The following is a 13,929-nucleotide window of genomic DNA, read 5'->3' as shown; positions in this document are numbered from 1 at the left end:
CTCGATGGGGAAGATGATCGATCGCGCGCTGGCGGTGCTGCTGATCCTCGGCGCCGGCGGGCACACCGCCGGGTCTTTCAATGCTTATGGCAACCAGCCCATGGTGCTGCTGTGGGCCTTGAGCGCCAGCATCCTGGTCATTCTGTTGGGCGCCCTGAACCTGCTGCGGGGCGGACGGCCGGGGGACAGGGCATTGGCCTGGATCTGCGCCGCCGGCCTGGTGGCGTGGATGGGCTGCTGTGTCGCCTTCGCCGCCATCGCCGGCACCTGGCTGGAACCGCACGCCGCCATCTTCCTGCTGCTGTCGGCCGGCCTGCTGGCCTTCAGCCTGCGGGCCGCGCTGCATCCCGAAGGATGGCCGCCAGCCGGCTGATGGCGGGTGCGATGGCATCCACTCCCACCCCGCCATAACCGAAGGCGAGACCGGCGACGCCATCCCCCGGGACGGGTCCCCCTTGGGTGGGCCGCAGCGCATAGTTGGCCAGGCTTTCCACCCCGATGCCGGCGGCCAGGGCCCGGGCCACCACGGCGTCCGAGTCCACCGGCCGGCGGAAGCGCGTGGCCAGGTGCAGCCCCGCCACCGCCGGTACCGGCTCCAGCAGGTCGCCACAATGGGCGGCCAAGGCCCCCAGCAGGGCGGCGCGACGGTCATCATAAACGGCGCGCATGCGCCGGACGTGGCGGGCCAGGTGCCCCTCGGCCATGAAGGCGGCCAGGGTGTCTTGCTCCACCACCGGGGCGTGCCAGTCGGCCACCTGCTTGGCCTTCAGCACATGGTCCCGCGCCCAGGCGGGCACGGCGATGAAACCGAGGCGCAGGGCCGGGAACAGGCTTTTGGAGAAGGTGCCGACATAGAAGACGCGGGCCCCGCCATCCAGGGTCTGCAGGGCATCCAGCGGCCGGCCGCCGTAGCGGAACTCCCCATCATAATCGTCTTCGACGATCACAGCGCCGGTGGCGGCGGCATAGGCCAGCAGCGCCTGACGCCGCCGGGGCGACAGGGGCACGCCCAAGGGGAACTGGTGGGATGGCGTGACGTAGACCACCGCCGCGTCCGGCGGCAGGGCGTCAACCACCAGCCCCTCCCCATCCACCGGCACGGGATGAAGCCGGGCGCCAGCGGCCAGGAAGGCGCCCCGGGCGGACGCGTAGCCGGGATCCTCCATCGCCACCACAGGCCGGTCCGGCGTCACCAGCACGCGGGCCAGCAAGTCGAAGGCCTGCTGCGCGCCGGCGGTGATGATGATGTCGTCCGCCCGGCAAGCCACGGCGCGGGTGAAGGAGACGTGGCCCGCCACCGCCGCCCGCAGCGCCGACCGGCCCGCCGGCTCGCGATAGCCGGGCTGGGTGCGGGCGAAGGCGCGCAGCGCCCGGATGTACAGCCGCCCCCAGACGTCGAAGGGAAAGCCCCTGGTGTCCGGCAGCCCCAGGCGGAAATTGACCGCCACCTCCGGCGGTGGGGTGGGCGCGCGGACGCCGCCGGGCGCCAGCAACGCGGGGTTCAGCCGCACGCCGCTGGGCGGGCCGGGCGGCGGTGCCCCGGCCGCGGCGCCGGACTGGGCTTTGGCGCCCGTATCGGCGACGAAGGTGCCGGCGCCGGTACGGGCGACGACATAGCCCTCGCTCAACAGCAAATCATAGACCGTCACCACCGTGGTGCGGGACAGGCCCAGTTCCTGCGCCAGGGTCCGGCTGGGCGGCAGGGCCAAGCCCGGCGCCAGCCGCCCGTCCAGGATGGCGGCGCGCAACTGGTCATGCAGGGCGCGGCGGGCATGGCGCGAGCCGGGCGGCGGCAGCGTCAGGCCCAGTTGCAAGGCGATGGTCAAGGTGTCGGCATCCGCAATTGGATCACCAGGAATACCACGGATCGGCTCTCGTTCCTGATCCAATTCCGCGCCATGCTGGACCCATCGGATCCTGAAGGAATGCCCTGATGCGCACCCTGTTCCAAGCCGGCCTGCTGATGGCCGCCCTCGCCACCTTCCCCGCCCATGCCGCCACGGACGGCACGTCGGCCGTCAATGCGGAAAGCGGCCAGGGCCGGGCGGAGGCGGCGGGCAGTGGCCTGCTGGGCCTGCCCGGCCCGGCGGCCAAATTGACCACCCTGGAGGGGGAGCGCATCGACCTTGGCGCCTACTACGGCAGGAAACCGGTCTACCTGAAGTTCTGGGCCACGTGGTGCGTGCCCTGCCGGGAGCAGATGCCAGGCTTCGAGGCGGATTATGAGGCCCTGGGCGACAGGATGGCCATCATCGCCGTCAACACCGGCTTCAACGACAAGCCGGCGACGGTGCGGGACTTCCGCCAAAAGATGGGCCTGCGTATGCCGGTGGCGGTGGACGACGGCAGCCTGGCCGCCGCCCTGAACCTGCGCGTGACGCCGCAACACGTGGTCATCGGCCGCGACGGCCGTATCCTGTACGTCGGCCATCTGGCGGACGACAAATTGCACCAGGCGCTGCAGGCGGCCCTGGCGGAGGGCGGGAGTGCCGCCGGCATCGCCGCCGCCCCTGGCCATCCGCAGGAAGCGACCTACAAGCCGGGCGACATCCTGCCCGGCCTGACCACCAGCATCACCACCGGCCAGGCCTTCCCCGTGGGCGGCCCCAGCCGCGACGGCAAGCCCCGCGCCGTCCTGTTCTTCTCCCCCTGGTGCGAATCTTATCTCGCCACCAGTCGCCCGGCCATGGCGGCCGCCTGCCGTCAGGCGCGGGAGGTGGCGTCCAGCCTGGCCGACCAGGGCCAGGCCCATTGGCTGGGCGTGGCCTCGGGCCTGTGGGCCTCGGCCAAGGACCTGGCCGACTACCAGGCCAACCCCAAGACGGCGGTACCGAGCGGCCTGCCCCTGACCTTGGACGCCGACGGCCACCTGTTCCGTGCCTTCGGCGTGCGCGAGGTGCCCAGCCTGGCCATCATCGATGCCAAGGGCCGCATCACCCGCATCCTGGGACCGGAGGAAATCACCCTCGCCACCGCCCAGCGCACCGTCGCCCAAGCCCGCTGACCGATATGAACAACGGAGGAACCATCATGATCCCCACCGCTGGCACCCCCACCGCCCATCCCCTCGACGCCCTGGCCCAGGCCTGGGTTCCGCTGCGCCCCGGCCTGTCGTTCCGTCCGCTGCACTTCGCCGAGGACGGCTATGATCTGCAGTTGCGGGTGGAGCCCGGCACCGTCATCCCCCGCCACCGTCACAGCGGGGAGGTTCACGCCTACACCCTGTCAGGGTCACGCGAAATCATCGAGACGGGGGAGATCATCGGCCCCGGCGTTTTCGTCCACGAGCCGGCAGGCAATATCGACAGCTGGCGGACCGTGGGGGATGAGCCCTGCGTCATCCACATCAGCCTGACGGGGGATATCGATTATCTGGATGAGGGGGGCCAGGTGATAGGGACCACCAACAGCGCCAGCGCGCGGGCCGCCTATCTGGCCTGGTGCGCTGCCCAAGGCGTCGTCCCGCACCCCGCCCTGGCCTGACCGGACGCACCGCCATGCACGCCATCTGCGAGACCTGCGGCACCCAGTTCACCACCACAACCCCACCCGACCATTGCCCCATCTGCGAGGATGAGCGCCAATATGTCGGCTGGCGGGGCCAGCGCTGGACCACCATGGAGGGGCTGGCCGCCCGCCATCGCAGCCGCCTGGAGGAAGACGCGGGCCTGTTCGCGCTGGGCATGACGCCGCCCTTCGCCATCGACCAGCGCGCCCTGCTGCTGCCCACCGACGCCGGTACCATCCTGTGGGAATGCGTGCCGCTGGTGACGGAGGACGGGGTGGCGGCGCTGAAGGCGCGGGGTGGCGTGGACAGGATCATCATCTCCCACCCCCATTTCTATGCGTCCATGGTGTCGTGGAGCGAGGCGCTGGGGAATATCCCTATCCTGCTGCATGCCGCCGATCGCGACTGGGTCATGCGCCCGGCGCCGCAGGTGGAATTCTGGGAGGGCGATCGCCTGGCCCTGTCGGACAGCGTCACCCTGATCCGTTGCGGCGGGCATTTTCCTGGCAGCACCGCCCTGCATTGGCGGGACGGCCCCCGCCCCGGCGGCGCCCTGTTCCCCGGCGACGCGCTGCAGGTGGTGATGGACCGCCGCCACGTCACCTTCATGTACAGCTACCCCAATTACCTGCCCATGACGGCGGCGGATGTGCGGGGTATCCGCGACCGGCTGGCCGGCCTGCGGTTCGAGGACGTCTATGGCTACACCTGGGGTCGCGACATCATCGGTGGCGGGCGGGAGGCGGTGGACCGGTCCTTCAACCGGTTCCTGGCGCGCCTAGAGGCCTAAAGGCTTGGGTAGCGCCTCGAACGCCGGCCGGCCGAACAGATAACCCTGGATCAGGGTGATGCCGAGATCGCGAAGGGTGGCCAGTTCCTCGAGCGTCTCCACCCCCTCCGCCACCACGGTGATGCCCAGGGTCCGGCAGACCTGGAGGATGGCGGCGATGATGGTGCGGCTAACCGGCCGGACGTGCACGTCGCGGGTCAGTTCCACGTCGATCTTCAGCACATCCGGCTGGAATTTGGCCAACAGGCTGAGGCCGGCGTAGCCGGCGCCGAAATCGTCGATCGCGGAGAGAAAGCCGTGGCGACGGTATTCCCGGAAGACGGCCAGGAGATGGTCGGCGTCATGAACGGGCTCGTTCTCCGTCGCCTCGAACATCAGGCGATCCAGCGGCAGGCCCACCGCCCGGCTGGCCTTGAAGGTGGCGCGCAGGCAATGCTCCGGCCGGTAGATCGCCGCCGGCAGAAAGTTGATGGACAGGCGCGCACCCGTCTGCACCAGGCCCAAGCTGGCCGCCAGCTCAATGGCTTTCACCCGGCAGGCCTGGTCAAAGGCGTAGCGGTTGGCCGCGTCCACCCGCGCCAGAATGGCGCCCGCCCCCTCGCCCGCCGGGCCACGCACAAGAGCCTCATAGGCAAAGACGGTACCGGCACCCACATCGACAATGGGCTGGAACGCCATGGTGAAGTCGAAGGGAAGCGCTGTCCCCTCACGGCAAGCCTGGCAATCCATCGTAGGGGCACTCTTCCTCAAGGGGACATTCCCGCCCACCGGCATGGATGGGAGCGGTCACAGATGCCCTACATAAGGATCATGACGCCATCCTGGACAAGGGATGTGCCCAGGAATGGAAGGGTCGCGTCAGGCCTCCACCGCCACCTTGGCATGGCGGTCGATATAGGCGCCGATGTGCTGGGCCAGGGTGGCGGCCTGCATGCGGATGTCGGGCACGGCCGTCATTTCCCAGAAGGTGCCACGCGTGACCGGGCCGATGGCGTACAGCCCGGGGACCGGCCGGCCGCCGGCATCCAGCACCCGCGCCTCCGCGTCCACGTCCAGGCCCAGGTGCAGGGGGTCAGGGCGGATGGTGCCCTGGGCCAGCAGGTCGCGCACCAGCGGATCGGTCACGCGCAGGATATCGCAGGCCGGGCCGGAGCAGTTGATGACCTGGTCGACCGGGAAGGTGATGTCGCCATCCTCGTTCCGGGGACGGTAGGTCACGCGCACCCGGCCCTGCACGGCGTCCGGCACCTCCTCAATGGATTGCAGCCGGCCGGCGGTCACGATTAGCGCGCCCGTGGCCTGCAAGGCCGTCAGCTGGGTGGCGACGGCGGGCGCCAGGCGGTGGCGGTGCACGTCCCACCAGGGGCGCAGATGGCGCAGGAAACGCTTCTTCTCGCCTAGGGGCAGGGCCTGCCAATAGGCCACCGTGCGCGGGCGCAGGCTGTCGATCACCGGCTGCCAGGCGCGCCCCGCCGCCTGTTCCTGCCGCACCAGGCGGCGCACATGGGCCAGGGCGCGGGAGAGGGAGGTGGGCATATCCGGCGGCGGCGGCACCATGTGGGGCACGGCATCGGTATGCCGGCGGGGCAGCAGGCCACGCCGCGACAGCGCCACGATCTGCCCCTGATGGCCGCGCGCCCGAAGGGACAGCACCGTGTCGACCATGGTGAGGCCGGTGCCCACCACCAGCACGCTGTCGCGCACGCCGATGTCGCGCGCCACGCTGGGCGCCCAGGGATCGGGGTGGAAACGGCTGGACCGGAAAAAGGCGCCGTCGAACAGATGCGGCGGCTGCGGCGGGAAATTGCCGATGGCCAGCACGGCCGCGTCCAGCTTGTATTCCCGGCCCACGTCCAGGCGCACCACCATGCGCCCGCCCTCATGCCGCAGGGCCACGGCCGTATCCGGCACCAGGATGAGGCGACCGGCGGAGCGTGACTGCTTGGCGGCGTCCGAGATCAGCTTTTGCAGGTAATGGCCATAGGTCTGGCGCGCGACGAAGCTGGCAGGCCCCGCCCCGGCCGCCCCCGGCACCGCATCGCCTTGCTGGCGCAGCCAGGCCAGGAAATGTTCCGGCTGGTCGGGGAACGCGCTCATGTTCCCGGCCCGGACGTTCAGCAGGTGGGCGGGATTGCCGGTGGCGTAAGCCAGCCCCCGGCCGAAGTCGGAGGCGCGTTCGATCAGCAGGATGCGGGGACAGTCGGCCCCGCGGGACAGGAGGTGCAAGGCCAGCAAAGAGCCGCTGAAGCCCGCGCCGATGATGGCGATGGTCGGCCGTGTCGTCATGGGTGTTCCTACCCGGCGCCGGTGGGGTGCGCCCAACGGGGCCGCAAATTGATCCCCATGCTCAATGGCGCCCACCCCCGCTGTCAAGCGACGTTTGGCTTACATACAACATTAGTAGTACCGTTAAATTTGCTAGATCATGGATCAGCCAAACGCCATGCGATCTATACAATTCCGGCATGCCCCCCCCGCCGCTTTCCGCTCCACGTCGGCGCTTGCGATACTGCGACGATCTGCGCCATGCTCCACAAGCGTGTTGAATAAAAATTTAAACACAAAAAAAGCGTTGTTCATGTCCGCCCTTCTGGTGGCGGACGGCGACAACCCCTTGGGAGCCTTCATCCATGACCGTTTCCTCAAGGTCCTTGCCCCAGGGCAAGCACCGCCGGGCCACCACCGCGCTGGCGTTGATCCTGGCCGCACCCCTATTCGTCCCGGTTGCCCAGGCGGCCGATCCGGCCCCGCAAAGCGCTGCCACCTTGAGCGACCTGGACGAGGTGGTGGTGACCGGCACGCGGCGCAGCGACCGCACCGTCGCCTCCTCCCCCGTGCCCATCGACGTGCTGCCGGTGGATGAACTGGAAAAGACCGGCCTGGTGCAAACCACCCAGATGCTGCGCGCCCTGGTGCCCAGCTTCAACTTCCCCCAGCCGGCCAACACCGACGGCACGGACCATGTGCGCCCGGCCACCCTGCGGGGCCTGAGCCCCGACCAAACCCTAGTGCTGGTCAACGGCAAGCGCCGGCACGTCAGCGCCGTGCTGAACCTGAACGGCAGCGTGGGTCGCGGCTCCGACGCCGTGGACCTGAACACCATCCCGTCCATCGCCATCGAGAAGATCGAGGTGCTGCGCGACGGCGCCGCCGCCCAATATGGGTCCGACGCCATCGCCGGCGTCATCAACATCCGCCTGAAGGGCCAGGACAGCGGCGGCAGCGCTGCCGTGGAGTATGGCGAGTACGGCGCCGGTGACGGCCAGACCGGCCGGGTGGAGGCCAATGTCGGCCTGCCCCTGCCCCGCAACGGCTACGTCACCCTGTCGGCGGAGGCCCACCGGTCGCGGCCCACGGACCGGTCCGGCGACGACCCCCGCCAGCAATACCTGACGGCCGGCGACCCGCGCGAGGCCACGTTCAACCGGCACGACAGCCGCTTCGGCGATCCGCTGGACAAGGAATACAACCTTTTCCTGAACGCCAGCCTGCCGGTGAACGACAAGGCGGAGATCTACGCCTTCGCCAGCCTGGGCCAGCGCGACGGGCAGAGCGCCGGCTTCTTCCGCCGGGCGCAGGATGTGCGCACGGTGCGGGCCCTGACGCCCGACGGCTATCTGCCCTACATCACGTCCAAGCAGCTGGACCTGTCGACCACGGTGGGCGTGCGCGGCGACCTGCCCGACGACTGGAGCTATGACCTGAGCGTCGATTACGGCCGGAACCGCTTCGACTATGGCGTGGAGAATTCCGTCAACGTGTCGCTGGGCACGGCCAGCCCACGCAGCTTTTACGCCGGCGAACTGGTGTCGGACGAACTGGTGGGCAACCTGGATGTCCGCAAGCTGGCCCATATCGGCTTCCTGCCGGACACGCTGTCCATCGCGGTGGGCAGCGAGGTGCGGCGCGAGGATTACACGATCAAGGCCGGAGAACCCGCCAGTTATATCAACGGTGGCGTGCCGGTATTGGACGGCCCGTCCAGGGGCACGGCGGCCGCCCCTGGCGCCCAGGTCTTCCCCGGCTTCGAGCCGGCCGACGCCGGCACCAACAGCCGGGGCAGCGTCGGCACCTATGCCGAGCTGGAAACCAAGCTGACGCCCGACTTCCTGGTGAACCTGGCCGGCCGCTACGAGCATTACAGCGACTTCGGCGACACCACCAACGGCGAGCTGTCGGCCAAGTACGACCTGATCTCGGCCCTATCCGTGCGCGGCGCCATCAGCACCGGCTTCCGCGCGCCATCCTTGGCCCAGTCGCACTATTCCGCCACCAGCACGGTGTTCATCAACAGCGTGCCCTATGACGTCCGAACCTTTCCGGTGACGGACCCGGCGGCGAAGGCCTTGGGCGCCGAGCCGCTGAAGCCGGAGAAGTCCACCAACTACAGCGCCGGCCTAGTGTTCCGCCCCACGGACAACTTCTACGCCACTGTGGATTTCTACCAAATTGATATCGATGACCGCATCGTGCTGTCGGAGAACCTGACGGGTGCGGCGGTGGTGAAGCTGCTGGCGGCCAACGGCGTCACCGGCATCGGCGGCGGCCGCTTCTTCACCAACGCCATCGACACCCGCACCCGCGGTGTGGATATCGTCGGCCGTTATGCCATCGACCTGGGCGACGCGGGCAGCCTATCGCTGACCGCCGGCCTGAACCTGAACGACACGGAAGTGACGCGGGTGGAGGGCAATCCGTCGCAGCTGGCCAGCCTGGGCACCACCGTCTTCCGCTTCGGCCGGTCGGAAAAGGGCCGCATCGAGAAGGGCCAGCCCAAGAACAAGCTGAACCTGGCGGCAACGTACGACTGGGACAAGCTGTCGACCACGGTGCGCACCACCCGTTACGGCAGCACCACCTCACTGGACAGCAGCAACCCGGCGCTGGACCAGACCTATGGCGCCAAGTGGATCACCGACATCGCCATCAGCTATCAGGTGACGGATGCCATCGGCGTGACCATCGGGGCGGACAACGTGTTCGACGTCTACCCCGACAAGGTCATCGCCGCCAACAGCACCAGCGGCATCTATCCCTACAGCAACTACTCGCCCTTCGGCTTCAACGGGGCGTTCTATTACGGCCGCGTCAGCTACAAGTTCTGACCGGCCGGCGTAAAGACGGCCGCCCTGGGCGTCCCCCTTGGGCGCCCAAGGCGGCTGTTCTTTCTTAGGCCTTGGGCTCAGGCCTTGGGCGCGGGCTTGGGCTTGTGCGCGTCGAGGAAGGCGCGAAACTGGTCCTGATCCAGGAAGTACAGTTCCAGGCACTTGTCGTAATCGGCCTTGTCCTTGATGACGCGGCAGAGGGTTTCCGCGTCCTCATTTTCCTTCTGCTGCTGGATCACCGCCTTCTTGTCGGCATCGGCCGGCGGGGCGCTCTGGGCCGCCGCAGGCAGGGACAGCAGCAGCGAGGCGGCAAGGGGGGTGCAAAGGGTGAGGGCGGAAAGGGCGCGCACCTGGGATTCTCCTGACGGCTGGAAAGACGCCCCGGGACGGCAGCGCCCTGATCAGCCGGAAGTTTAGCGGTCAATGGTTAAGGTTCAACATCCCGTTTTGATAGCCGGCGGCTATGGCGGGACACCCATACCCGGCTTGAAAGTCTTCCCGGATTTGGGCAGTGGCACCGCTGGCCGCCAACGCCCATAATGCCCTGGACTGGCAACGGCGTATCCGCCCCGTGGCCCCCGCCCCTGGACGCGTCGACGGCCCGACCCTGACCCATCCCGGCGGTGCGCCAACCGTGGGCGGGTGAAATGACAAGGGGCGAGGGGCATGAGTAAGGGGGCATTGCGTACCCGACCGGGGCGGACCCGGATGGGGCGCACCCAGACGGGGCGTATCTGGGCGACGCGTATCCGCACCATTCTGGCGGTGGGTGGCCTGGTGCTTCTGTCCGCCTGCGCCGCCGATGGCGGCCATGGCGCCGCACCGGCGCCCGTTTCCCCCGCCCCCACCCCGGCCGAAGCCCCCCAGACGCCGGAGTCCCGAACGGCCGCGCTGTTCGGCCATCTGCGCGCCGACCCGGTGCGGCTGGCGATGTTCCTGCGCCGCATGCCCAAGGGCGCCGATCTGCACAACCACATGAGCGGCGGCATCTATGCCGAGAACATGGTGGACTGGGCGGCGGCGGACTCGGCGTGCATCGAGCCCAAGGCGCTCGTGCTGAAGCCCGCCCCCTGCACCGGCGGCCTGGTGCCGGCGGCCGACGCCCGGCGCGACGTCGGCCTGTACAACCGGCTGATCAACGCCCTGTCGATGCGCAACTTCGTGGCGGGTGCCGCATCCGGGCACGACCATTTCTTCGACAGCTTCGCCAAGTTCGAACCGGCGCTGAAGACCCGGGTGCCCGAGATGCTGGCGGAGGCGGCGAACCGCGCCGCCGCCAGCCATGTGCTGTACCTGGAACTGATGTGGTCCAACGGGATGTCCAAGGCGGCGGCCTTGGCGGTCCCGCTGGGCACGCCAGCCCCTGGCTCCATCCCCGGCGACACCGCCACGTTCGAGGCCTGGCGCGCCAGGGTGGAACCCGGCCTGCCGGCCATCATCGCCGCCGCGAAGGCCGATACGGACGCGGCGGAAGCCCAGATGCGCCACATTCTGCACTGTGGCACGGCGGACGCCCAGCCGGGCTGCGCCGTCAGCATACGCTATCTGGCCCAGGTCATCCGCGTGCTGCCCGCCCCGCAGGTGTTTGCGCAAAGCCTGTACGGCTATGCCCTGACAGCCGCCGACCCGCGCTTCGTCGGCGTCAACCTGGTGGCGCCGGAGGACAATCCGGTGACGCTGAAGGACTATGGCCTGCAAATGCGCCTGCTGGGTTACCTGGGCCGGCGCATGCCGGCGGCCAACCTGTCGCTGCACGCCGGCGAATTGGCCCTGGGCCTGGTGCCGCCGGAGGACCTGCGCGACCACATCCGCCTGGCGGTGGAGGTGGCGGGCGCCAAGCGCATCGGCCACGGCGTGGACATCGGGCAGGAGACGGACGCCCAGCACGTGCTGAAGACCATGGCCGACAGGGGCGTGCTGGTGGAGATCAACCTGACCAGCAACGACGTCATCCTGGGTGTGAAGGGCCGTAACCACCCCATCACCGCCTACCGCGCCTTCGGCGTGCCGCTGGCCCTGTCCACCGATGACGAGGGCGTGTCGCGCATCGACCTGACGCATGAATATGTGCGGGCGGCGGGAACCTATGGCTTGGATTACGCCACGCTGAAGACCTTCTCCCGCAACGGGCTGGAGCATGCCTTCCTGCCGGGTGCCAGCCTGTGGGCGGGGCCGGGGCAGCCCGTGGCAGCCTGCGCCGCCGATCATCCCGGCACGACCCCGTCCGCCGCCTGCCAGGCCTTCCTGGATCAGAGCCAGAAGGCCGCCCTGCAATGGCGGCTGGAGGCGGACTTCCACGATTTCGAGGCGGCTGTGGCCGCCGAGGCCGAAAGCGGCTTGTGGGGCCAGGGCCAGGGCCCTAAAACCACCGCCGCATCCCTTGGCCTATCCCCCACCTGAGCAGCGAAGCGAGACCGCGCCCATGCGCCTTCTGATCGACACCGATACCGCCGGCGATGACGCCTTTTCCCTGCTACTGGCCCTGCGCAATCCCAAGGTGACGCTGGACGCCATCACCATCTGCCACGGCAACGTGACCTTCGACCAGTGCGTGGAGAATGCGCTGTACACGGTGGAGGCCGCCGGCCGCGGCGGCGAGGTGCCGGTCTACCCGGGCGCCCGGCTGCCCATGATGCGCAAGCCGCTGGACGCGGCCTACGTCTTCGGCAAGGACGGCATGAGCGACGCCAACTATCCACCGGCCAAGCAGCGGCCGGAGGCCAAGCACGCCGTCGACGCCATCATCGACACCGTCCTCGCCCACCCCGGCGAGGTCACCATCATCGCCCAGGCGCCCCTGACCAACCTGGCGCTGGCGGTGATGAAGGAACCGGCCATCGTCCAGGCCACCAAGCATTTGTGGATCATGGGCGGCACCGACAACGCCGTGGGCAACGTCACCAGCGCGGCCGAGTTCAATTTCTACGTCGATCCCGAGGCCGCCAAGATCGTGGTCAACGCCGGGTTCAAGGCCAGCCTGCTGACCTGGACGCGCTCCATGGTCGAGGGTGTCATCACCAGCGCCGAGTTGGACGCCATCGCGGCCCTGGGCACGCCCGTGTCCCGGTTCTTCACCCGGGTGAACCGCGACAGCCTGGCTTTCTCGCGCGACCGGCAGCGCATTGACGGCAGCATTCATCCCGACGCCCTGACCTGCGCCTGCGCCCTGAATGAGGCCCTGGTGCTGGAGGCGGAGGACTGCGTGGTGGACGTGGAGACGGCCGGCACGCTCACGCGCGGCTATTCCAGCGTCTCCTCCGCCATCCTGCCGGACGCGGCCGATGCCGATCCGGACCTTGCGCCCCAGGTGCCCAACATGCGCGTCATCAAGCGCGCCGACCGTGAAGGTTTCGTCCGCATGATGACGGACGCCGTCCGCTGATCCGGGGTGGCGCCATCACCACTATCGATGGTGGCGCTTTCACCCACAGCCCCTCTGGTGTAGCCTGTCCGGATTAGGAATACGAATCGACCTGTTTCCAGATCGTTAGTTAACGCACGTCCCGGCACCTTCGATCATCCAGGACCGAACACGCGGGGGGCTAGATGAGTGGCATCATCATGGACCGCCGCGCCCTGTTGCGGGGGGCCGGTTGCGCTGGCTTGGGCCTGGCCCTGGGCCCCCACGCCGCCCGCGCGGCGCTACTGCCCTTGCGTTTTGTCTATGCGGACAACGTGGTGCCCTTCAGCTATGCCGACGCGGACGGCAACGCCACCGGCCTGCTGAAAGACGATGTGGACGTCGTGACCTCGGCCGCCGGCTATAGCCAGACCACCAGCCTGATGCCCTGGGGCCGCGCCCAGGCCACCGTGCGGGCCGGCCAGGCGGACGGCTTCTGCACCGTACCCTCCGCTGACCGCGCCGTTTATGTCCAGTTCTGCCTGCAGCCGGTGATGACCAGCGACATCGGCATCTGGCACCGCCGCGACGACGACCGTTTCAAGGCGATTGGCAGCCTGGAGGAACTGGCGGCTTTCCGTCTGGGCAGCTACGTCGGCAACGGCTGGGCGACGGAGCACATGGACACCATCCCCACGCTGGCGGTGGTTCCGGATCCCGTCAGCGTGCTGAAGATGCTGGCCGCGGGCCGTATCGACGCCTTTGTCCATGATGAACTGCAGATGGGCTATCTGGCCCGCGCCGCCGGCCTGATGGGCGCCCTGGCCTATACCCCTCGCCCCTTCCTCGGCACGGTGGTGCGGACCCTCGCCATCCGGCGCAGCCTGCCCGACTGCGCCGCCGTGGTGGCAAGCCTGGACGCCGCCATCCTGGCCCATCGCGCCGACCTGGATGCCCTGGCCCGCCGCGTGCGCCTGGGCATGGCCTGACCGAAGGCGCACTTAGAAGACGCCGCACCAGGGTGTAGACTGGCGTCCGTGGGAAACGGGGGGCCCGCGTGGACCGGAAAAGCCGACATCAAAAAGGCATGGGGCCATGGGCGCTGCGCGTGGCGCTGCTGACAATCGCCCTTCTTGGCGCGTGGGCGGGAGCGGACGCGTCGCCCGCGCCCAGCGGACCGCCGACG

Annotated in this window: 12 protein-coding genes; 8 read left to right on the top strand and 4 right to left on the bottom strand. The window is 69.0% G+C overall.

Going from position 1 to position 13,929, the window contains the following annotated elements:
• Positions 1-4: 4 nt before the first annotated feature.
• A complete protein-coding gene (locus FBZ88_RS28535) occupies positions 5-373 on the top strand; it encodes a hypothetical protein (protein WP_145620361.1) in 369 nt (122 codons plus the stop codon).
• Here FBZ88_RS28535 and pdxR read toward each other — a convergent pair.
• Positions 324-1,826: a MocR-like pyridoxine biosynthesis transcription factor PdxR gene (pdxR, locus tag FBZ88_RS28530; RefSeq protein ID WP_211102836.1), complete on the bottom strand. Its 1,503-nt coding sequence runs from the start codon at positions 1,824-1,826 to the stop codon at positions 324-326. The two genes, FBZ88_RS28535 and pdxR, sit on opposite strands and share 50 nt — an antisense overlap.
• 107 nt (positions 1,827-1,933) lie before the next feature.
• On the opposite strand from pdxR, the gene FBZ88_RS31445 reads away from it, so the two are divergent.
• The 3 genes from FBZ88_RS31445 to FBZ88_RS28515 are packed head-to-tail and all read left to right on the top strand — an operon-like array spanning position 1,934 to position 4,298.
• On the top strand, positions 1,934-3,004 hold the full coding sequence (locus FBZ88_RS31445) for a redoxin domain-containing protein (RefSeq protein WP_211102835.1): 1,071 nt from the start codon (positions 1,934-1,936) through the stop codon (positions 3,002-3,004).
• 26 nt (positions 3,005-3,030) lie between these two features.
• A complete protein-coding gene (locus tag FBZ88_RS28520; protein ID WP_145620360.1) occupies positions 3,031-3,483 on the top strand; it encodes a cupin domain-containing protein in 453 nt (150 codons plus the stop codon).
• 14 nt (positions 3,484-3,497) lie between these two features.
• Positions 3,498-4,298 (top strand): MBL fold metallo-hydrolase, encoded by an 801-nt coding sequence (locus tag FBZ88_RS28515; protein WP_145620359.1) that lies wholly within the window; start codon positions 3,498-3,500, stop codon positions 4,296-4,298.
• Here the strand turns inward: FBZ88_RS28515 and FBZ88_RS28510 are convergent.
• The gene (locus tag FBZ88_RS28510) at positions 4,287-5,027 is read right to left on the bottom strand and encodes an EAL domain-containing protein (protein ID WP_145620358.1); all 741 of its coding nucleotides are present in this window, start codon (positions 5,025-5,027) and stop codon (positions 4,287-4,289) included. The genes FBZ88_RS28515 and FBZ88_RS28510 overlap by 12 nt on opposite strands.
• A gap of 129 nt (positions 5,028-5,156) precedes the next feature.
• On the bottom strand, positions 5,157-6,584 hold the full coding sequence (locus FBZ88_RS28505) for an FAD/NAD(P)-binding protein (RefSeq protein WP_145620357.1): 1,428 nt from the start codon (positions 6,582-6,584) through the stop codon (positions 5,157-5,159).
• A 344-nt stretch (positions 6,585-6,928) separates the two neighbouring features.
• Between FBZ88_RS28505 and FBZ88_RS28500 the strand changes: the two genes are divergently transcribed.
• The gene (locus FBZ88_RS28500; RefSeq protein WP_145620356.1) at positions 6,929-9,403 is read left to right on the top strand and encodes a TonB-dependent receptor plug domain-containing protein; all 2,475 of its coding nucleotides are present in this window, start codon (positions 6,929-6,931) and stop codon (positions 9,401-9,403) included.
• Positions 9,404-9,480: 77 nt separating this feature from the next.
• On the opposite strand, the gene FBZ88_RS28495 is transcribed toward FBZ88_RS28500, so the two are convergent.
• Positions 9,481-9,753, bottom strand: coding sequence for a hypothetical protein (locus tag FBZ88_RS28495; protein ID WP_145620355.1), 273 nt, complete (start codon positions 9,751-9,753; stop codon positions 9,481-9,483).
• 358 nt (positions 9,754-10,111) lie between these two features.
• Between FBZ88_RS28495 and FBZ88_RS28490 the strand changes: the two genes are divergently transcribed.
• The 3 genes from FBZ88_RS28490 (at position 10,112) to FBZ88_RS28480 (ending at position 13,732) form a co-directional block, all read left to right on the top strand.
• Entirely contained in the window at positions 10,112-11,803 is a 1,692-nt protein-coding gene (locus FBZ88_RS28490) for an amidohydrolase family protein (RefSeq protein WP_246138897.1), read from the top strand.
• 22 nt (positions 11,804-11,825) lie between these two features.
• A complete protein-coding gene (locus tag FBZ88_RS28485; RefSeq protein ID WP_145620354.1) occupies positions 11,826-12,785 on the top strand; it encodes a nucleoside hydrolase in 960 nt (319 codons plus the stop codon).
• A 164-nt stretch (positions 12,786-12,949) separates the two neighbouring features.
• Positions 12,950-13,732 (top strand): substrate-binding periplasmic protein, encoded by a 783-nt coding sequence (locus FBZ88_RS28480; RefSeq protein WP_145620353.1) that lies wholly within the window; start codon positions 12,950-12,952, stop codon positions 13,730-13,732.
• Positions 13,733-13,929 lie beyond the last annotated feature (197 nt).

The organism is Nitrospirillum bahiense (assembly GCF_007828025.1).
GTDB classification, from domain to species: domain Bacteria; phylum Pseudomonadota; class Alphaproteobacteria; order Azospirillales; family Azospirillaceae; genus Nitrospirillum; species Nitrospirillum amazonense.
The sequence above is the reverse complement of the archived record's forward strand: the minus strand, read 5'-3'. Positions and strand labels throughout refer to the sequence as shown.

Excerpts from the sequence above, each read along its gene's own strand:
- FBZ88_RS28535 (WP_145620361.1), top strand. The coding sequence starts at position 5 with ATGGGGAAGATGATCGATCGCGCGCTGGCGGTGCTGCTGATCCTCGGC.
- FBZ88_RS31445 (WP_211102835.1), top strand. The coding sequence starts at position 1,934 with ATGCGCACCCTGTTCCAAGCCGGCCTGCTGATGGCCGCCCTCGCCACC.
- FBZ88_RS28520 (WP_145620360.1), top strand. The coding sequence starts at position 3,031 with ATGATCCCCACCGCTGGCACCCCCACCGCCCATCCCCTCGACGCCCTG.
- FBZ88_RS28515 (WP_145620359.1), top strand. The coding sequence starts at position 3,498 with ATGCACGCCATCTGCGAGACCTGCGGCACCCAGTTCACCACCACAACC.
- FBZ88_RS28510 (WP_145620358.1), bottom strand. The coding sequence starts at position 5,027 with ATGGATTGCCAGGCTTGCCGTGAGGGGACAGCGCTTCCCTTCGACTTC.
- FBZ88_RS28505 (WP_145620357.1), bottom strand. The coding sequence starts at position 6,584 with ATGACGACACGGCCGACCATCGCCATCATCGGCGCGGGCTTCAGCGGC.
- FBZ88_RS28500 (WP_145620356.1), top strand. The coding sequence starts at position 6,929 with ATGACCGTTTCCTCAAGGTCCTTGCCCCAGGGCAAGCACCGCCGGGCC.
- FBZ88_RS28490 (WP_246138897.1), top strand. The coding sequence starts at position 10,112 with ATGGGGCGCACCCAGACGGGGCGTATCTGGGCGACGCGTATCCGCACC.
- FBZ88_RS28485 (WP_145620354.1), top strand. The coding sequence starts at position 11,826 with ATGCGCCTTCTGATCGACACCGATACCGCCGGCGATGACGCCTTTTCC.
- FBZ88_RS28480 (WP_145620353.1), top strand. The coding sequence starts at position 12,950 with ATGAGTGGCATCATCATGGACCGCCGCGCCCTGTTGCGGGGGGCCGGT.